Annotated in this window: 17 protein-coding genes, 1 tRNA gene and 1 pseudogene; 12 read left to right on the forward strand and 7 right to left on the reverse strand. The window is 73.3% G+C overall.

The features are described from left to right. A pseudogene (locus tag ABT093_RS12060) lies at window positions 1–121 on the reverse strand (ABC transporter ATP-binding protein); the annotation flags it as partial. Between the two features lie 414 nt (window positions 122–535). Here ABT093_RS12060 and ABT093_RS12065 point away from each other — a divergent pair. The 3 genes from ABT093_RS12065 to ABT093_RS12075 all read left to right on the forward strand — a co-directional run bounded on the left by ABT093_RS12065 (window position 536) and on the right by ABT093_RS12075 (window position 2,177). Next, a tRNA-Leu gene (locus ABT093_RS12065) sits at window positions 536–617 on the forward strand. 145 nt (window positions 618–762) lie between these two features. Next, window positions 763–1,674, forward strand: coding sequence for a Bax inhibitor-1/YccA family protein (locus tag ABT093_RS12070; RefSeq protein ID WP_350563158.1), 912 nt, complete (start codon window positions 763–765; stop codon window positions 1,672–1,674). Between the two features lie 92 nt (window positions 1,675–1,766). Continuing rightward, on the forward strand, window positions 1,767–2,177 hold the full coding sequence (locus ABT093_RS12075; RefSeq protein WP_350563160.1) for a hypothetical protein: 411 nt from the start codon (window positions 1,767–1,769) through the stop codon (window positions 2,175–2,177). Between the two features lie 105 nt (window positions 2,178–2,282). Here the strand turns inward: ABT093_RS12075 and ABT093_RS12080 are convergent, their stop codons facing one another. From ABT093_RS12080 to ABT093_RS12090, 3 genes are all read right to left on the reverse strand, one after another. Beyond that, complete coding sequence (locus ABT093_RS12080) at window positions 2,283–3,227, reverse strand: hypothetical protein (protein WP_350563162.1); 945 nt, start codon at window positions 3,225–3,227, stop codon at window positions 2,283–2,285. Window positions 3,228–3,529: 302 nt separating this feature from the next. Continuing rightward, complete coding sequence (locus ABT093_RS12085) at window positions 3,530–4,798, reverse strand: acetyl-CoA C-acetyltransferase (protein ID WP_350563164.1); 1,269 nt, start codon at window positions 4,796–4,798, stop codon at window positions 3,530–3,532. Window positions 4,799–4,860: 62 nt separating this feature from the next. Continuing rightward, window positions 4,861–5,946 carry an SGNH/GDSL hydrolase family protein gene (locus ABT093_RS12090; protein WP_350563166.1) on the reverse strand — a complete coding sequence of 362 codons (1,086 nt, stop codon included), beginning with the start codon at window positions 5,944–5,946 and terminating at the stop codon, window positions 4,861–4,863. A 200-nt stretch (window positions 5,947–6,146) separates the two neighbouring features. On the opposite strand from ABT093_RS12090, the gene ABT093_RS12095 reads away from it, so the two are divergent. The 6 genes from ABT093_RS12095 (at window position 6,147) to ABT093_RS12120 (ending at window position 11,999) form a co-directional block, all read left to right on the forward strand. Then, window positions 6,147–7,550 carry a cystathionine beta-synthase gene (locus tag ABT093_RS12095; RefSeq protein WP_350563168.1) on the forward strand — a complete coding sequence of 468 codons (1,404 nt, stop codon included), beginning with the start codon at window positions 6,147–6,149 and terminating at the stop codon, window positions 7,548–7,550. A 470-nt stretch (window positions 7,551–8,020) separates the two neighbouring features. Further along, window positions 8,021–8,359, forward strand: coding sequence for a hypothetical protein (locus tag ABT093_RS12100; RefSeq protein ID WP_350563170.1), 339 nt, complete (start codon window positions 8,021–8,023; stop codon window positions 8,357–8,359). 180 nt (window positions 8,360–8,539) lie between these two features. After that, the gene (locus ABT093_RS12105) at window positions 8,540–9,898 is read left to right on the forward strand and encodes a L,D-transpeptidase (RefSeq protein WP_350563172.1); all 1,359 of its coding nucleotides are present in this window, start codon (window positions 8,540–8,542) and stop codon (window positions 9,896–9,898) included. A gap of 73 nt (window positions 9,899–9,971) precedes the next feature. Then, window positions 9,972–10,532 (forward strand): SigE family RNA polymerase sigma factor, encoded by a 561-nt coding sequence (locus ABT093_RS12110; RefSeq protein WP_350563174.1) that lies wholly within the window; start codon window positions 9,972–9,974, stop codon window positions 10,530–10,532. Continuing rightward, window positions 10,529–11,425, forward strand: a complete 897-nt coding sequence (locus tag ABT093_RS12115; protein ID WP_350563176.1) for a hypothetical protein — start codon at window positions 10,529–10,531, stop codon at window positions 11,423–11,425. Before ABT093_RS12110 ends, ABT093_RS12115 begins: the two co-directional genes overlap by 4 nt. A gap of 73 nt (window positions 11,426–11,498) precedes the next feature. After that, complete coding sequence (locus ABT093_RS12120) at window positions 11,499–11,999, forward strand: DUF1203 domain-containing protein (protein ID WP_350563178.1); 501 nt, start codon at window positions 11,499–11,501, stop codon at window positions 11,997–11,999. A gap of 18 nt (window positions 12,000–12,017) precedes the next feature. Here the strand turns inward: ABT093_RS12120 and ABT093_RS12125 are convergent, their stop codons facing one another. Both ABT093_RS12125 and msrA read right to left on the reverse strand, forming a co-directional pair. Next, window positions 12,018–12,386, reverse strand: a complete 369-nt coding sequence (locus ABT093_RS12125; RefSeq protein ID WP_350563180.1) for a cupin domain-containing protein — start codon at window positions 12,384–12,386, stop codon at window positions 12,018–12,020. A gap of 112 nt (window positions 12,387–12,498) precedes the next feature. Continuing rightward, entirely contained in the window at window positions 12,499–13,170 is a 672-nt protein-coding gene (msrA, locus tag ABT093_RS12130) for a peptide-methionine (S)-S-oxide reductase MsrA (RefSeq protein ID WP_350563182.1), read from the reverse strand. A 131-nt stretch (window positions 13,171–13,301) separates the two neighbouring features. Here msrA and ABT093_RS12135 point away from each other — a divergent pair, with 131 nt between their 5' ends. Next, the gene (locus ABT093_RS12135; protein ID WP_350563184.1) at window positions 13,302–14,456 is read left to right on the forward strand and encodes a cystathionine gamma-synthase; all 1,155 of its coding nucleotides are present in this window, start codon (window positions 13,302–13,304) and stop codon (window positions 14,454–14,456) included. Window positions 14,457–14,480: 24 nt separating this feature from the next. Here the strand turns inward: ABT093_RS12135 and ABT093_RS12140 are convergent, their stop codons facing one another. Further along, a complete protein-coding gene (locus ABT093_RS12140) occupies window positions 14,481–14,978 on the reverse strand; it encodes a MarR family winged helix-turn-helix transcriptional regulator (protein WP_350563186.1) in 498 nt (165 codons plus the stop codon). A gap of 122 nt (window positions 14,979–15,100) precedes the next feature. Between ABT093_RS12140 and ilvA the strand changes: the two genes are divergently transcribed. Together ilvA and ABT093_RS12150 are read left to right on the forward strand one after the other, a co-directional pair. Continuing rightward, the gene (gene ilvA / locus ABT093_RS12145) at window positions 15,101–16,312 is read left to right on the forward strand and encodes a threonine ammonia-lyase (protein WP_350563188.1); all 1,212 of its coding nucleotides are present in this window, start codon (window positions 15,101–15,103) and stop codon (window positions 16,310–16,312) included. A 187-nt stretch (window positions 16,313–16,499) separates the two neighbouring features. Then, window positions 16,500–17,540 carry an ATP-binding cassette domain-containing protein gene (locus ABT093_RS12150; protein ID WP_350563190.1) on the forward strand — a complete coding sequence of 347 codons (1,041 nt, stop codon included), beginning with the start codon at window positions 16,500–16,502 and terminating at the stop codon, window positions 17,538–17,540. Window position 17,541 lies beyond the last annotated feature (1 nt).

A 17,541-nucleotide genomic window follows, 5' to 3' on the forward strand; every position in this document is an offset into this window, starting at 1 on the left:
TGACGCTGACGTTGTCGAGGGCGACGACGCGGGTCTCCCCCTCCCCGTAGACCTTGTTCAGGCCGGTGGCGCGGGCGGCCGCCCGGCCGGTGCGGACGGCGGTTGCGGTCGACGTGGTCACGGGGATGCTCCTCGGGCTCGGCAGGCAGGGGGCGCGCCGGGTGGTGCGGCGCGGGAGAAGTGCTTGGACGGCCGGGCCCTTCCAAGGGGCGTCCGGCCGTACCTCCATGCTCCGCCCGATGATCATGGTTCCTCGTCGCTCCGTCGGACGGTTGGTCCGACCACCGCTGGGCGTACGCCCAGGTGGCGCCCTCCTCCTGCGGTATGACACCGCCCCTGAGTCGGAGGGCGGTGGCCGGATCGAGCGGGTCCGGTGGCCAAATCACGGACAGTTCGTCAGATGGCAAGGAAACATGACAACTTCCCCGCCTCGGAACATGCGAAAGAGGAGGCCGGGAGACTAGGCTCAGGGGTGGTCCGCACGGGCGGCGGAGCGATGCTCTCCGCTCCGTCGGCGGGGCCGGGTCCGCAGGACGCCCAGATGGTGGAACGCAGACACGGGCAGCTTAAAACTGCTTGGCCGAAAGGCCGTGCCGGTTCGAGTCCGGCTCTGGGCACACGTGCTTGCTCGCGGGGACGCCGACCGGCGTCCCCGCCAGGGCGCCGGTCGGCGAATCCTTCTCGCGGCGGATGCCGATTTCTTTGCCAAGCCATTACCCTTGTGCTTCGGGCGGTGCAGTGCCGCCCCGGAGGGAATGAGCAATGAGAAGCAGCAACCCGGTCTTCTCGCGGGAGGGGTCCTTCACCCGCGAGTCCGGCTACGCGGGTTTCGGGACCACCCAGACCCCGCCGGCCGGGGGCCCGTACGCCACGAACCCCTACGGCAACAACCCCTACGGCAACAACCCGTACGCCAACAGCCCCTACGCCCAGCAGCCGCAGGGCCAGGCGCCGCTGACCGACGAGCAGCTCGTCGAGATGTACAACGCGCCGTCCGCCGGTCCGCTGGCGACGGGCCGGATGACGCTCGACGACGTGGTCGCGCGCACCGCGATGACGCTGCTCACCCTGGTCGCCGCCGGTGGTCTGGCCTGGTTCGCGCTGCCGGACCGGAACTTCGGCCTGGCCATCGGCGCCTCGCTGATCGCCTTCGTGGTCGGCATGGTGATCTCCTTCAAGCGGAGCGTCAGCCCGCCGCTGATCCTGCTGTACGCGGGCCTGGAGGGCTTCGCGCTCGGCGCGATCACCAAGGTGTTCAACACCATCTGGCCGGGCATCGCGATCCAGGCGGTGCTGGGCACCGCGGCCGTCTTCGCGGCGATGCTGATCGCCTACAAGACCGGCCGGATCCGGGTCACCCCGCGCTACACCCGGATCGGCATCGCGATCGCCATGGGCTTCGTGCTGCTGATGCTGGTCAACATGGTCGCCTCGATGGTCTTCGGCGCCGACATGGGGCTGCGTTCCGGCCCGCTCGGCATCGTGGTCGGCCTGGTCGGCATCGGCCTCGGCGCGTTCTTCCTCTCGCTGGACTTCGCGGCCATCGAGGAGGCGATCGCCCACGGCGCGCCGCAGAAGGAGTCCTGGCGGGCGGCCTTCGGGCTCACCCTGTCGCTGGTCTGGATCTACGTCGAGATGCTGCGGCTGATCGCGATCCTGCGCGGCGACGACTGATCCTCCGTCGCACCACCACTGCCGCCGGGCCCCGGAGCCGTTCGCTCCGGGGCCCGGCGGCTTTCCGGGCCCGTGCCCCGTATGCTCGCGGCATGTCCGAGACGCCCGAAGAAACCACCCTGGCCGAAGCCGTCGACGCGCTGGCGGACCGGTTCCGCTCGATGCCGCAGAGCCGGCTGCTGGGCGCCGTCCCCGGGCACCCCTCGCGGGCGGCGGCCGGGCTGGCGCTGGCCCGCCGGCTGGCGGTCGCGGCGCGGGCGGCCGAGGCGGCGCGCCCGGACGGCGGGGCGCACGCTGGGGAGCTGCCCGAGCTGCCCGAGCTGCCGGACGCCGGGGCGTTCGCCGTCGGCGACCAGCTCGCGGTGGTCGGACACGACCTGGCGGCGGCGCTGGCCGCACTGCCCGGGGACGCCGCGGTGGCGCTGGCGGACGGACCGGTGACGGCCGAGGCGGTGCGGGAGCGGGCCCTGGGGTGGCTCGCGGAGACCACCGCGGCGGTCTGACCGCGGGACGGCGGAGAAGCCGCGGGACAGCCGAAAGGCCCGGGGGCCGGACGGATCGGTAACCCCTTGATCCGTCCGGCCCCCGGGCCTCGTGCTGTGGTCGGGTCAGATGCTGGCCACCACCCGGTCGGCGAGCACGTAGACGGTGTCCTCGTCGGTGGAGAAGGTCAGCGAGTAGGAGCCGGAGAACCGGGAGCCACCGAGCAGCCGGACGTTCTCACCGGCCCGGACGGCGTCGATCAGCCGGTACGCGGCCTCGCGGTCGCCCGGGGCCACGCACAGCGTGGTGCCGTCGGCGAAGGCGTAGACGTCCAGGGTGCCGAGCGGGCCGGGGCGGACGTCGACCAGGGCGGTGCCCTCCTCGGCGAGCGCGGTCAGCCGGGTGTCGGTCCACTCCCGGGACGGCGCCTGGCTGGGCACGAAGTCGGGGTGCGAGGGGTGGCGGCGCGGGTCGGGCGCGGTGACCGGGGCGTCCTCGACGGCCGACTCGGCGTCCAGCAGCCCGGCCTCCAGACCGGTGGCCAGCAGGTCGGCCTCGCGCCGGGCCCGGGCGTCCCCGGAGCCCTCGGCGGCCGGGGCACCGGCCGGGTGGCCGGGGCGCAGCGGGGCGCCGCCCTCGCCGTCGGGCCCGGCCGGGCGGACGCCGCCCTCGTTGATGAGGTCCTCCAGCGCCGAGCGCAGCGCCTCGCCGAACTCCGGGTCCATGGTGCCCGCGTTGTCGGCCGCCTCGCCCGGACCGGTCGGGCGGGGGAAGAAGAGCGGCCACTCGTCGGTGGTCTGGAAGACCCCGGCGAACGGGGAGTCGAACAGTGGCGCGTCCTCGGCCGCGCGGGCCTCCTGCTCGGCCCAGAACGCCCGGGCCTCGGTGATCTCCCGCTCGCGGTCGGCGGCCAGGGCCTCGGCGACGGCCCGGCGTATCGCCGCCTCGTCGACGACCGGAGCGGCGGCGGCCCGCTCGTCCAGCCGGCGGGAGATTCCCCGGAGGTGGAGCAGCACGGAGGTCGACACGGCGATCAGGATCAGCAGCAGGAGGGTGTAGACGGCGCTCACGGAACGTACTCCTAGCGAGGAGCGGAACGGGGTTACGTCTCCACACTGCCGCATCCGGCCCTGTTACCGCAGTGGCGAATGTCCACTTTGTCAGTGACTTTCGCTCTTGTCCCCAAATTGTTAGGTAGTACCGCTCTACGCTGCGGAGTTGATCCGCTCCGCACCGTCGATTTCCGGCCCGGAAATGAACGGAAGGAGGGCCGGATCGACCTCTCGGTGTGATCCGGCCCTCAATTACGCTGCGTCACTCCAAACGGGTGGTCTGGACCCTTCGGGGTTGACGGGGGAGCGGTCCGCCGGGGTCAGCTGAGCCGCTCGATGACCATGGCCATGCCCTGGCCGCCGCCGACGCACATGGTCTCCAGGCCGAACTGCTTGTCGTGCCACTGCAGGGAGTTGATCAGGGTGGTGGTGATCCGGGCGCCGGTCATGCCGAAGGGGTGGCCGACGGCGATCGCGCCGCCGTTGACGTTCAGTCGGTCCAGGTCGACGCCGAGGTCCCGGTAGGACGGGATCACCTGGGCGGCGAAGGCCTCGTTGATCTCGACCAGGTCGATGTCGCCGATGGTCAGGCCGGCCCGCTTGAGCGCCTGCTTCGAGGCCTCGACCGGGCCGTAGCCCATGATCTCGGGGGAGAGCGCGCTGACCCCGGTGGAGACCACCCGGGCGAGCGGGGTGATGCCCAGCTCGCGGGCCTTGGTGTCGGACATGATCACCAGGGCGGCGGCGCCGTCGTTCAGCGGGCAGCAGTTACCGGCGGTCACCGTGCCGTCCGGTCGGAAGACCGGCTTGAGACCGGAGACGCCCTCCAGCGTGACGCCCGCGCGCGGGCCGTCGTCCTTGCTGACCACGGTGCCGTCCGGCAGCGTGACCGGGGTGATCTCGCGCTCCCAGAAGCCCGCCTCGATGGCGGCCTCGGCGAGGTTCTGCGAGCGCACGCCGAACTCGTCCTGCTCGGCGCGGGTGATGCCCTTGAGCGCCGCCAGGTTCTCGGCGGTCTGGCCCATCGCGATGTAGGCGTCCGGCAGCAGCCCGTCCTCGCGCGGGTCGTGCCAGCCCTCCCGCCGCCCGCCACCACCCTCGTTCGAGGCGCTGCGCGCCGCCCCCCACGTGCCCTCTTCCGCGCGCTTGGCGGTGCGCGCCCGCGCCTCGTCGAACAGCGGGTTCATGGTGCCCGGCAGGCCGTCCGAGGTGCCGTGGACGCTGCGCGAGACGGTCTCCACGCCGGCCGAGACGAAGACGTCGCCCTCGCCGGCCCTGATCGCGTGCAGCGCCATCCGCGTGGTCTGCAGCGAGGAGGAGCAGTACCGGGTGATGGTGGCGCCGGGCAGGTAGTCCATGCCCATCTGCACCGCCACGATCCGGGCCAGGTTGTGGCCCTGCTCGCCGCCGGGCAGGCCGCAGCCGAGCATCAGGTCGTCGATCTCGCGCGGGTCGAGCTGCGGCACCTTGGCCAGGGCGGCCTGGATGACGTGCGCGGTCAGGTCGTCCGGGCGGACGTCCTTCAGCGAGCCCTTGAAGGCCCGGCCGATCGGCGAACGGGTGGCGCTGACGATGACGGCTTCGGGCATGGCGGGCTCCTCGCTGAGTGGCGGCGGACAGGCGTCCGGGAGGAAAGTTACCGTCTGGTAGGTCAGTCGTCACCCGCCCCGGTGTGTGAGCTGGCCGACGTGTTCCCGGGGCCCGGGCGGCCCTGTTCGCCGGGCTCCCCGGCCGCCCCGGAGCCCGGCAGACCGACCCGCAGCCGGTGGCGCAGCAGGGCCCAGCGCCCGGCCGCCCCGGCCTCGCCGCCGACCGCCGCCACCTCGGAGCCGGAGCGTCCGGCGGCGGCCGCCGCGGCCACCGCCACCGGCAGCACGGCCTCGCCCGGCACCGTTGCGCCCGGCCGCTCCTCCTGCGGCCAGAGGTCCAGCACGGCGCAGACCGAGGGCAGCACGGCCATCGCGGCCGTCGCGTAGCCCTGGGCCGAGGGGTGGTAGCGGTCGGCGGCGAACATCTCCGGCCGGGCCGCGAACTCCGGACCGAGCAGCGAGCCGAGCGAGACCGTCCGGCCGCCCGCCTCCACCACCGCGATGGTCTGCGCGGCGGCCAGCTGGCGGCTCAGCCGGCGGGCCACCCAGCGCAGCGGCGGGCGGACCGGCTTGATCGTCCCGAGGTCCGGGCAGGTGCCGACCACCACCTGGCAGCCGGTGGCACGCAGCGCGGCGACCGTCTCGCCCAGCTGGCGCACGGCGAGCTGGGCCGGGCTGTGCCGGGTCACGTCGTTGGCGCCGACCATGATCACGGCGATGTCGGGGCGGTACGCCAGGGCCTGGTCCAGCTGGCCGGCCAGGTCGGCGGAGCGGCCGCCGGAGAACGCCACGTTGACCAGCCGGACCGGACGCTCGGCGACCGAGGCGAGCCCGGCCGCGAGCAGCGCCCCCGGCGTCTCGCGGGCCCGCAGCACCCCCAGGCCCGCCGCGGTGGAGTCGCCGAGGAAGGCCAGCACCAGCGGCGGCTGCGGCGCGGCGGAGGTGTCGGCGAAGGCCTCGCCGTAGACGCCGTCGGCCTTCGGCGGGGCACCCTCCAGGATGCCGATGGCCTGGACGGCCAGCTTGCTCTCGGTCAGCAGCAGACCCACCAGACCCACGCCCAGCACGCCGAGCCCGCCGCCGCCGTACGCCGCCGCGGTGGCGATCCGGCGGGCCACCCGGGCCCGTGACTCCTGTGCCGTGGCCATCCGGTGCCCCCTTCGCGTCCTCGTGCCACCCCGGTGAAGGGCCGCTCCCGATGCGTGTACACCCCTCGTACCCGCGATCGCCCCGCCCTACGACCGGGGTGGGCCGTTCGTGGTGCGCACGGGCCTTCCGGGGCCCGTGGTACGGCCTAGGCTTTGCAGTACCGAAAGCCACTGCATGCCCACAGACCGGGAGGACCCCCGTGCGGTACCACAACTCGATCATCGACCTGGTCGGCAACACGCCGCTGGTCAAGCTGAACAAGGTCACCGAGGGGATCAGCGCCACCGTGCTCGCCAAGGTCGAGTACTTCAACCCCGGTGGCTCGGTGAAGGACCGCATCGCGATGCGCATGATCGAGGCCGCCGAGGCGTCCGGCGCCCTCAAGCCCGGCGGCACCATCGTCGAGCCGACCTCCGGCAACACCGGTGTCGGCCTGGCGATCGTGGCCCAGCAGAAGGGCTACAAGTGCATCTTCGTCTGTCCCGACAAGGTCTCCACGGACAAGATCAACACGCTGCGCGCGTACGGCGCCGAGGTGGTCGTCTGTCCGACCGCCGTCGCCCCCGAGCACCCGGACTCGTACTACAACGTCTCCGACCGCCTGGTCCGCGAGACCCCGAACGCCTGGAAGCCGGACCAGTACTCCAACCCGGACAACCCGGCCTCGCACTACCACTCCACCGGTCCGGAGCTGTGGGAGCAGACCGAGGGCCGGATCACCCACTTCGTGGCGGGCGTCGGCACCGGCGGCACCATCTCCGGCACCGGCAACTACCTGAAGGAGGTCTCCGGCGGCAAGGTCAAGGTGATCGGCGCCGACCCGGAGGGCTCGGTCTACTCGGGCGGCACCGGCCGGCCGTACCTGGTCGAGGGCGTCGGTGAGGACTTCTGGCCGACCGCCTACGACCGCACCGTCGCGGACGGCATCGTCGCCGTCTCCGACAAGGACTCCTTCCAGATGACCCGCCGCCTGGCCAAGGAGGAGGGCCTGCTGGTCGGCGGCTCCTGCGGCATGGCGGTTGTCGCCGCGCTGGAGGTCGCCCGCGGCCTCGGCCCGGACGACGTCGTCGTGGTGCTGCTGCCGGACGGCGGCCGCGGCTACCTGTCGAAGATCTTCAACGACGACTGGATGGCCGACTACGGCTTCCTGCCGTCCGCCACCGACGAGGCGCACATCGGCGAGGTGCTGGCCCGCAAGGACGCCATCGAGCACGAGGGCATCCCGCAGTTCGTCCACATGCACCCCAACGAGACGGTCGCCGAGGCGGTCCGGGTGCTGCGCGAGTACGGCGTCTCGCAGATGCCGGTGGTCTCGCCGGGCGCCGGCCACCCGGACATCATGGCCGGCGAGGTGATCGGCTCGGTGGTGGAGAAGCTGCTGCTGGAGGGCGTCTTCTCGGGCGACATCCAGCTGACCGACACGCTGGACAAGGTGATGTCCAAGCCGCTGCCGGTGGTCGGCTCGGGCGAGACCGTCACCAACCTGATGACGGTGCTGGAGAAGGCCGACGCCGCGGTGGTGCTGGTGGAGGGCAAGCCGCAGGGCATCGTCACCCGCCAGGACCTGCTGGGCTTCCTGACCGGCAGCCGCGCCGGGCACTGAGCCGGCGTCAGTCGCCGACCCCGACCCGGCGGCTGAGGGCCGGTGGGCCGGGAGCCCGGGGGGCGGAGGTTCCGTTTCCGGGCGAACTGGTACACCGGCGTCATCTCCGTGCAGCACGGGCTTAACACGGCTGCGGCATCGTTGTGCTCACGGCAAGACGCCGAGCGAGACGGCGGCGACCGACCGGGAGCGGCTCCCCGGCGGCGCGTCCCGTCTCGGGCACGACGGTCGGTCCTGATCCGGCCGGTGGTGTCCCTGCCCGTGGAGACGCCGTCGTCCCGCCCCTGCCCGGCTGCGGCCGGTTGCCAGGGTGTGGCGGTTCCCGGGCGACCGCGCCGCTTGGCGCGTCTCCGCGGCTCCCGGGTGGGGGAGTCCGGCGGAGGCGGCGGGGCCGGTCCTTCCTCAGGGAAGGGCCGGCCCCTCCCGTCTCCGGTGCCTGCGCACCCGTCGCTTCCCGTAACCTCACTGCCATGACCAGCACTGACACGACCGACCAGGACGGCCCGCGCTACGTCCGGCTCGCCATCGAGCTCATCGCCGAGATCACCGACGAGGGCGCCCTCAAGGCGGCGGCCCTGGCGCAGGTGGCCGAGGACGAGTACCTCGACGACGAGGAGCGCGCGCAGTCCGTCGAGGCCATCGAGGTGGACCCGTCGGGTTCGCTCGCCCACTTCATCGACCCGGTGGCGCTGCTCGGCGACGTCCCGGGCGTCGAGCTCGCCTCGGCGACCTGGGAGTCGGCGAAGACCGACTTCGACCCGGAGAGTGACGAGTGGGACGAGTACGCGGTGGAGGAGTCCGCCGAGTAGGGCGCGCCCGTCACAGCGCGTGAATGCCCGGTCTGCTGTCCGCAGACCGGGCATTTGTCCATATTTGGCGCCCCGTTTCGGATTCTCGTACGATCGCAAGCCGTTGGTGATGGAACCGTGAACGCACGGATTGCGTTTCTGTATCCGTAATGCCCGGATGATCAGCAGGGAGTGGGCGACGTGACGGCACGGGAAGGTCGCGGTCGAACGACCGGCAGCAACTGGAGCCGGCGCGGTGTGCTGGCGGGCCTGATCGGCGCCCCGGTCCTGCTGCTGGCGGCCTGCAACGACAGCAAGAGCGCCGAGGCCGGTGCCGGCACCGGCACCGGCACCGCCGGCAGCGGTGGGTCCGGCGGCAGCGGCGGGTCGGGTGGCAGCGGCGGCGGGAGCGGCAGCGCCGGCGGTACGGCCACCGGCGGCGCGCAGGCCACGCCCAGCGCCACCAGCACCCCGACCCCGAAGACCTCGGCCGCCGTGATCACCGTCACCCCGGCCGACGGCGCCACCGCCGCCAGCTTCAGCGAGCCGGTCCGGGTCGCCGTCGCCGGCGGCACCTTCACCACGGTCAAGGTCACCGACTCCACCGGCAAGGCGCTGGCCGGCGAGCTGTCCGCGGACGGCACCCTCTGGACCTCCGCCGCCGCCCCGGCCAGCGGCACCAAGTACACGGTGTCCGCGGTCGCCTTCGACAAGGAGAAGCTGGAGGCCGACGCCAACGCCGTCTTCACCACGGCCACCCCGGCCAACACCTTCGTCGGCTACTTCACGCCCGAGGACGGTTCGGTCGTCGGCGTCGGCATGCCCGTCTCGATCAACTTCAGCAAGCCAGTCACCGACCGCAAGACCGTCCAGCAGGCGATCACCGTGATAGCCGAGCCGGGCGTCGAGATCGTCGGGCACTGGTTCTCCAGCACCCGCCTCGACTTCCGGCCGCAGCAGTACTGGGCCAAGGGCACCAAGGTGACCGTCAAGCTCCGGCTGAAGGACGTCCAGGGCGCGAAGGGCGTCTACGGCACCCAGTCCAAGGACGTGCGCTTCACCATCGGCCGGGCGCAGACCAGCGTCGCCGACCTCGCCGCCAAGAAGCTCACCGTCACCACGGACGGCCAGGTCAGCGCCGTCTACGCGATCTCCGGCGGCTCGCCCGAGTTCCGCACCTGGGGCGGCAAGATGGTGATCACCGAGCAGTACCAGCAGACCCGGATGAACTCGCAGACCGTCGGCCTCGGCAGCGAGTACGACATCCCGGACGTGCCGCACGCCCAGCGGCTCAGCACCTCCGGCACCTTCATCCACGGCAACTACTGGTCCCCGGCGTCGACCTTCGGCAGCCAGAACACCAGCCACGGCTGCGTCGGCCTGCGCGACGTCAAGGGCGGCCAGGACGCGAGCGCGGACGGCTACAAGTTCTACAAGAGCTCGATGATCGGCGACGTGGTCGAGGTCGTGAACTCCGGCGACAAGACCATCGCGCCGTCCAACGGCCTGAGCGGCTGGAACATGGGCTGGGCCGACTGGAAGGCCGGCAGCGCGATCTGACGCTCCCCGGGGTGCCGGCGACTTCCGCCCGGCAGGACAGAACCCCGCCCGTCCCCCGAGGAGTCAGGGGGGTGTGAAACGCGAGCAGAGGGAGCGCCTGGACGCCGAATTCAGTGCGTTCGTCGTCGGCCTCGGACCCCAGCTGACCAGGCTGGCCGAGCTGCTGACCGGTGATCCGCACCGGGCCGGGGACATCGTGCAGTCCGCGCTGGAACGCGCCTACCTGCACTGGCCCAGGATCACCGCGAACGCGGACGACCCGGCCGCCTACGTGCGGCGGATCGTCGTCAACCAGCACCGCGACTGGTGGCGGCGGCTGCGCAACCGCGAGCTGCCCACCGACCGCGCCCCCGACCGGCCCGGGCCGGCGGACTTCGCCGAACAGCAGGCCCAGCGGGCGCTGCTGCACCAGGCGCTGGCCGCGCTCACCCGGCGCGAGCGGGCCGTCGTCGTGCTGCGGTACTACGCGGACCTGAGCGAGGCGCAGACCGCCGCCGAACTGGGCATCGCGCCCGGGACGGTCAAGTCCACCCTGCACCGGGCGCTCTCGAAGCTGCGCGCACGGCCCGAGCTCGCCGACCGCTCCGGCGGTCCGGCGGGCCACGACCCGAGCGACATCGAGGTGGCGGTATGAGCGACGGCAGCAGCTTCGAACAGCGGCTCGACGAGCTGCTCAAGCAGGAGGACCGGGGGCGGGTGGCGGCCGGGCCCGACCCGGCGGCGGTGATCGCCGTGGCGCGGCGCCGCCGGGCCCGCCGGCGGGCCGGCGCGGGGGCGGCCGCGCTCGCCGTGGCGCTGATCGCCGGTGGCGCGGCGCTCACCCAGGGTGACGGCCGGCCGGGCGGCGGCGCGGTGGTGGCGGCGGGGGCGCCGACCGCCGCCGGACTCCCCGCCGCCAGCCGCCTTCCCGGCACGGGTACCCCCATCCCGGTCGACGGGACGGCGCCCGTGCACGTGCCCGTCGCGCCGGAGGCGTCCGCCGCGACCCCGTCGGGCAGCGGGCCGAAGCACCGGCCGGACTCGCCGGTCAAGCGGGTGGCGCCCGGCGAGCAGGTCGCGATCGTCGACGGCTTCCGGATGAGCGTCACCGCGACCGAGTCCTGCGTCGAGCAGTGGGAGAGCGCCACCGGTACCTGGGAGAAACCGTTCGGCTGCCGCGACGCCACCAGCGACAACCTCGACCACAGCCGGCCCACCGTGGGTGCGCAGAGCAGCGGCGACGCGCAGCGGACCGTGGTGACCGGCCTGTACCTGGGCCCGGCGCCGGCCACCATCACGGTCGAGCTGAACGGCACACAGGTGGTCGCGACCCTGGTCACCACCGCCGGGATGGAGGGCTGGACCGCCTACTACGCGGTGTTCCCCGGCGCCGCCCCCGCGTCCTCCGGGCCGAACGGGCGCACCGGTTCCCCGGACGTGGCGGCCTGGGCGGCGGACGGGACGCGGCTCGCGGCCCTGATCGATCCGCGCCGCCCCGACCCCTGGGCCACCGCCGGCAGCGGGACGGGAACGCCGTCCGCGCGCTGACGGCCGGCGGGCTGCCGAACGCGACGGCCGAAAACCGCCGGACTCCCGGCGGCCGCGGCAGGAGGGTGGAGGCATGACGACAACCTCCACCGTCCCGTCCGTCCTGACCGTCCGCCCGATCGACCCCGCCGTGCACCGCGCCCTGCTGGTGCGCGACGACGCCGGACGCCCGCCCGTGCGGTCCGTCGACGAGGACGGCGGCGCCCCGCTGCGCTGCTGCCTGACCAGGGCGCGGGCCGGGGAGCGGATCGCCCTGGTGAGCTACGCGCCGCTGCGGCGCTGGGCCGCCGAGACCGGGGCCGAGCCCGGACCGTACGACGAGACCGGCCCGGTCTTCGTGCACGACGGGCCGTGCGCCGGTCCGGCCGGACCGGGCTGGCCGGCCGGCTTCCACGGCGGTCAGCGGGTGCTGCGCGCCTACGACCGGCGCGGGCGCATCCTCGGCGGCGAACTGGTCGAGCCGGAGACCGCCGAGGCGGTCGCGGCGCGGCTGCTCGCCGACCCGCGGGTGGCCGTGCTGCACGCCCGCGCGGTGGACTTCGGGTGCTTCATGCACGAGGTCCGGCGGGGCTGACCCGCGCCGGCCGGGTGCTCAGGAGCGCTTGGCGTAGTCGACGTAGCCCTGCCAGTCCAGGACGACCGCCGGCTCGTCGCCGACCACCCAGGCGTCGTGGCCGGGCGGGCAGAGCATGAAGTCGCCGGGACCGAACTCGTCCTCCTCGCCGTCGTCCATGACGACCTTCAGCCGTCCGGAGAGGACGTAGCCGGCGTGGGCGGCCTGGCAGCTGTCCGTCCCGGCGATCGGCTTGACGTGCTGGGACCACTGCCAGCCGGGCTGGAACACCGCCCGTCCGACGCCCCCGCCGTCCAGGTGGACCAGGCGCATCTCGCCCTTGTCCGCCTCGAACGGGCGGACCTCGTCGGGATCGGTGTCGAAGTTCTTGCGGATGAGACCGGCCATGAGGTGCTCCTCGGGACAGGGGCGGCCGCGTCACCAGGGACGGTGACGCGGCCGCCCTACCGGTCCCTCCAGTCTGCGCCCCCGCGGCCGGGGCCGGAAGCCGTGGGTGACCTCAGCCCTCGGCGCCCGTCCGGGCCACCCCGATCGGGCAGCTCGCGCCGGTGCCGCCGAGGCCGCAGTAGCCGTTGGGGTTCTTGGCGTCCGACAGGTACTGCTGGTGGTAGGGCTCGGCGGGGTAGAACGGACCCGCCGGGGCGATCTCGGTGGTGATCGGGCCGAGGCCGAGCGCGGTGAGCGCCGGCTGGAAGGCGTCCCGGGTGGCGGTCGCGGCGGCGGCCTGCGCCGGGGAGTGGGTGTAGACGGCCGAGCGGTACTGGGTGCCGACGTCGTTGCCCTGGCGGTTGCCCTGGGTCGGGTCGTGCGCCTCCCAGAAGGTCTTCAGCAGCCGCTCGTAGGAGACCACCGCGGGGTCGTACACCACCCGGACCGCCTCGGTGTGCCCGGTCAGGCCGCTGCACACCTCCTCGTAGGTCGGGTTCGGGGTGTGGCCGCCCTGGTAGCCGACCAGCGTCGTCCAGACGCCGGGCAGCCGCCAGAACGTGCGCTCGGCGCCCCAGAAGCAGCCCAGCCCGAAGTCCGCGACCTCGAGACCCCCGGGGTACGGGCCGGTCAGCGGGTTTCCGAGCACGGTGTGCGGCTCGCTCAGCGTGAACGCCGGGGCCTGGCGGCCGGGGAGCGCCTGGTCGGCGGGAACGAGCGAGGTCTTGTGGCGGTTGAACAGCACGGCCTGCTCCAACGGTTCGGGAAGGGTTGCGGACGTTCCAACACGGCCGGGCACCGGGGGATTCCGGCCGCGCGGCGGCGTCCCGGCGGCTTCCGGGCGGCAGCCGCCCCCCGGCCGACTACGCTCGGAGCATGACCGAGCACCAGCTTCCCCAGGGCTTCGAGACCCTCGCCATCCACGCGGGTCAGGAAGCAGACCCCCAGACCGGGGCCGTCGTCACGCCGATCTACCAGGTGTCCACCTACAAGCAGGACGGGGTGGGCGGCCTGCGGGGCGGCTACGAGTACAGCCGCAGCGCCAACCCGACCCGTACCGCGCTGGAGGAGTGCCTCGCCGCGCTGGAGGGCGGCGCCCGCGGCCTCGCCTTCGCCTCCGGCCTCGCCGCCGAGGACACCCTGCTGCGCACGATCCTCAAGCCGGGCGACCACATCGTGATCCCCAACGACGCCTACGGCGGCACCTTCCGGCTCTTCGCCAAGGTGCTGACCCGCTGGGGCGTCGAGTTCTCCGTGGCCAACACCCAGGACCTCGCCACCGTCCGCGAGGCGCTGCGCCCCAACACCCGCGCGGTGTGGGTGGAGACCCCGTCCAACCCGCTGCTGGGCATCACCGACCTGGCCGCGCTGGCCGAGATCGCGCACGGCGCCGGCGCGCTGCTGGTGGTCGACAACACCTTCGCCAGCCCCTACCTGCAGCAGCCGATCGCGCTCGGCGCCGACGTGGTCGTGCACTCGACCACCAAGTACATGGGCGGCCACTCGGACGTGGTCGGCGGCGCCCTGGTGATCGCCGAGGCGGGCCTCGGCGAGGAGGTCGCCTACCACCAGAACGCGATGGGCGCGGTCTCCGGCCCCTTCGACGCCTGGCTGGTGCTGCGCGGCATCAAGACCCTCGGCGTGCGGATGGACCGGCACAGCTCCAACGCGGAGAAGGTCGCCGAGCTGCTCGCGAGCCACCCCAAGGTCAGCCAGGTGCTGTACCCGGGCCTGCCCGGGCACCCCGGCCACGACATCGCCGCCAAGCAGATGAAGGCCTTCGGCGGCATGGTGTCGTTCCGGGTGAACGGCGGCGAGGAGGCGGCGGTCGAGGTCTGCAACCGGGCCGAGCTGTTCACCCTCGGCGAGTCGCTGGGCGGAGTGGAGTCGCTGATCGAGCACCCGGGCCGGATGACCCACGCCTCGGTGGCCGGTTCGGCGCTGGAGGTTCCGGCCGACCTGGTGCGCGTCTCGGTCGGCATCGAGTCGATCGACGACCTGCTGGCCGACCTCAAGCAGGCGCTGGGCTGACACGCCCCGCGCGTCCTGCGCGTCCTACGCGCTCTGTGCGCCGTCCGCGCCCTGCCGGCCCGCCGTGTACTCCTCCATGGAGTGGTTGAAGCGGGCCAGCAGGGCGCAGAACACCCGCTGCTCCTCGGGCGGCCAGCCGTCGACCAGTCGGCGGGTCAACTCGGTTCTGCCGGCCCGGACTTCGGCCAGCCGTCCGGCGCCGAGCGGGGTCAGCGCGAGCCGGACGGCGCGCCGGTCGGCCGGGTCCTGCACCCGGCCGACCAGACCGGCCGTGACCAGCGGGGCGGCCTGCCGGGTGACGGTGGACGAGTCGACACCCAGCGCGTCGGCCAGCGCCTTGACGTTGGCGGGGCCGAGGCGCTCCAGCCGTTCGAGCAGCAGGTAGGCGGCCCGGACCAGGGCGGCCACCCCGTCGGAGCCGCGGACCTGTTCCATGCGGCGGGCGAACAGCGCGAGCTGGTACTGGAGTTGGGTGTGCACGGGGTCGGTGAGGTCGGTGGCCTGGGGCGAGGTCGTCGTCATCGCGGCTCACGATCGTCGTGCGGTGAGGAAGGCTCAGGAGCAGCAGCGTACGCGGGCCGGGCGGGCCCGGGAACAGGGCCGACGTCCCCGGACCACGTGTCGTGACGCCCTAGGCTGCTGTCATGCACAGCTGGCCGATCACCCTCGATGACGTCCGCGGCGCCCAGAAGATGCTCGCCGGGGTCGCCCGGGTGACGCCGATGGAGGGCAGCCGCCACCTCTCCGCGCTGGTCGGCGCGCCGGTCCACCTGAAGTGCGAGAACCTCCAGCGCACCGGCTCGTTCAAGCTGCGCGGGGCGTACGTGCGGATCGCGGGCCTCTCCCCGGTGCAGCGGGCGGGCGGGGTCGTCGCGGCGAGTGCCGGGAACCACGCCCAGGGGGTGGCGCTGGCCGCCTCGCTGCTGGGGGTGCGCTCGACGGTATTCATGCCGGTGTCCGCGCCGCTGCCGAAGATCGCGGCGACCAGGGAGTACGGCGCCGAGGTGCGGCTGCACGGGGCGAGCGTCGACGAGGCGCTGCAGGCGGCGCAGCGGTACGCGGAGGCGGGCGGCGCGGTGTTCATCCACCCGTTCGACCACCGGGACGTCGTGATCGGGCAGGCCACCGTCGGGCTGGAGATCCTGGAGCAGTGCCCCGAGGTGCGCACCATCCTGGTCGGGGTGGGCGGCGGAGGTCTGCTGGCGGGGATCGCGGCGGCGGTCAAGCCGCTGCGGCCGGACGTGCGGGTGATCGGGGTGCAGGCGGCGGCCGCGGCCGCGTACCCGCCCTCGCTGGCGGCCGGGCACCCGGTCTCGCTGGAACGGTTCGCCACCATGGCGGACGGGATCATGGTCGGCCGGCCGGGGGACGTTCCGTTCGAGATCGTCAACACGCTGGCGGACGGCGTCCGGACGGTCTCCGAGGACTCGCTGTCCCGGGCGCTGCTGCTCGGTCTCGAACGGCTGAAGCTGGTGGTGGAGCCGGCCGGGGCGGCTCCGGTGGCGGCGCTGCTGGAGCGGCCGGACTCGTTCGAGGGGCCGGTGGTGGCGGTCCTGTCCGGCGGCAACATCGACCCGCAGCTGATGCAGCGGGTGCTGCGGCACGGTCTGGCGGCGGCCGGCCGCTACCTCTCGCTGCGGGTGCGGCTGGCCGACCGGCCGGGCGCGCTGGCGGGCCTGCTCGGGGTGCTGACCAGGGTGGACGCCAATGTGCTGGACGTGGCGCACGTCCGGGTCGATCCGCAGCTGGGGCTGACCGAGGTGGAGGTGGACCTGCACCTGGAGACCAAGGGGCCGGAGCACTGCGCGGCGGTGCTCGGCGAGCTGCGGGGCGCCGGGTACGTGGTCTCCCGGTAGGGGCCCGGACGGGGCGGCGCCGGGGCGGACACCTGATCCTTGACGCGATATATCGCGGATGCCAGACTCGCGATACATCGCGTTCTGTCGCCGTCGCGGCGAAAAAGAGTCGCTCGCCTGCCCGTAGTGGGGGCAAAGTGGGACAGACCACGCATGTCCATTTTCCCCGAGGAGATGAGGCAGGCCCATGGCGCCAGCCATCCAAGCCGAGAACCTGGTCAAGACCTTCGGTGACGTACGAGCCCTGGACGGCGTCAGCCTCGACGTCCCCGAGGGCACGGTGCTCGGGCTGCTCGGCCCCAACGGCGCCGGCAAGACCACCACCGTGCGCGTCCTCACCACCCTGCTGCGCCCCGACTCCGGCGGCGCGACGGTGGCCGGCGTCGACGTCCTCAAGCACCCGAACCGGGTCCGCAGCCTGATCGGCCTCTCCGGCCAGTACGCCGCGGTCGACGAGTACCTCACCGGCTTCGAGAACCTCCAGATGGTGGGCGAGCTGTACCAGATGCCCGCCCGCGCGGCGAAGGCCCGGGCGCTCGAACTGCTGGAGTGGTTCAACCTCACCGAGGCCAAGGACCGCACCGCCAAGACCTACTCCGGCGGCATGCGCCGGCGCCTCGACCTGGCCGCCGCCCTGGTCGTCCGCCCGCCGGTGATGTTCCTGGACGAACCCACCACCGGCCTCGACCCGCGCAACCGGCTCGCCCTGTGGGAGGTCATCGAGACGCTGGTCGAACAGGGCACCACGCTTCTGCTCACCACCCAGTACCTGGAGGAGGCCGACCGGCTCGCCCACGACATCGCCGTGGTCGACCACGGCCGGGTGATCGCCCGCGGCACCGCCGACCAGCTCAAGGCGCAGATCGGCGGCGAGCGGATCGAGGTCGTGGTGCAGCGGCCCGACCTGGTCGCCGACGCGCTCGCGGCGCTCTCCGCCCACGCGCTCGGCGAGCCGGCGGTGGAGAAGAACACCCGGCGGATCACCGTCCCGGTCAGCGGCGGCGCCCGGGTGCTCGCCGACGTGATCCGCGAGCTGGACGCCCGCTCGATCGAGATCGACGACATCGGTCTGCGCCGGCCGACCCTGGACGACGTCTTCCTCTCCCTCACCGGCCACCACACCGAGGCCGAGGACGGGGAGAACGGCGCCGCCGGCGGCGGGAAGCGCGAGCGGGGCAACGGCTCCGGCACCGGCAAGCAGGCCGTTCCGGCCGGGAAGGAGCGCTGAG

This window comes from Kitasatospora sp. NPDC002551 (genome assembly GCF_040296005.1).
Taxonomy (GTDB): Bacteria; Actinomycetota; Actinomycetes; order Streptomycetales; family Streptomycetaceae; genus Kitasatospora.

Bases quoted from the DNA above. Each gene is read 5' to 3' on its own strand.
- ABT093_RS12075 (WP_350563160.1), top strand. From the start codon at position 1,767: ATGTCCGAGACGCCCGAAGAAACCACCCTGGCCGAAGCCGTCGACGCG.
- ABT093_RS12100 (WP_350563170.1), top strand. From the start codon at position 8,021: ATGACCAGCACTGACACGACCGACCAGGACGGCCCGCGCTACGTCCGG.
- ilvA (WP_350563188.1), top strand. From the start codon at position 15,101: ATGCACAGCTGGCCGATCACCCTCGATGACGTCCGCGGCGCCCAGAAG.
- ABT093_RS12090 (WP_350563166.1), bottom strand. From the start codon at position 5,946: ATGGCCACGGCACAGGAGTCACGGGCCCGGGTGGCCCGCCGGATCGCC.
- ABT093_RS12140 (WP_350563186.1), bottom strand. From the start codon at position 14,978: ATGACGACGACCTCGCCCCAGGCCACCGACCTCACCGACCCCGTGCAC.
- ABT093_RS12115 (WP_350563176.1), top strand. From the start codon at position 10,529: ATGAGCGACGGCAGCAGCTTCGAACAGCGGCTCGACGAGCTGCTCAAG.
- ABT093_RS12135 (WP_350563184.1), top strand. From the start codon at position 13,302: ATGACCGAGCACCAGCTTCCCCAGGGCTTCGAGACCCTCGCCATCCAC.
- ABT093_RS12150 (WP_350563190.1), top strand. From the start codon at position 16,500: ATGGCGCCAGCCATCCAAGCCGAGAACCTGGTCAAGACCTTCGGTGAC.
- ABT093_RS12120 (WP_350563178.1), top strand. From the start codon at position 11,499: ATGACGACAACCTCCACCGTCCCGTCCGTCCTGACCGTCCGCCCGATC.
- ABT093_RS12125 (WP_350563180.1), bottom strand. From the start codon at position 12,386: ATGGCCGGTCTCATCCGCAAGAACTTCGACACCGATCCCGACGAGGTC.
- ABT093_RS12070 (WP_350563158.1), top strand. From the start codon at position 763: ATGAGAAGCAGCAACCCGGTCTTCTCGCGGGAGGGGTCCTTCACCCGC.
- ABT093_RS12085 (WP_350563164.1), bottom strand. From the start codon at position 4,798: ATGCCCGAAGCCGTCATCGTCAGCGCCACCCGTTCGCCGATCGGCCGG.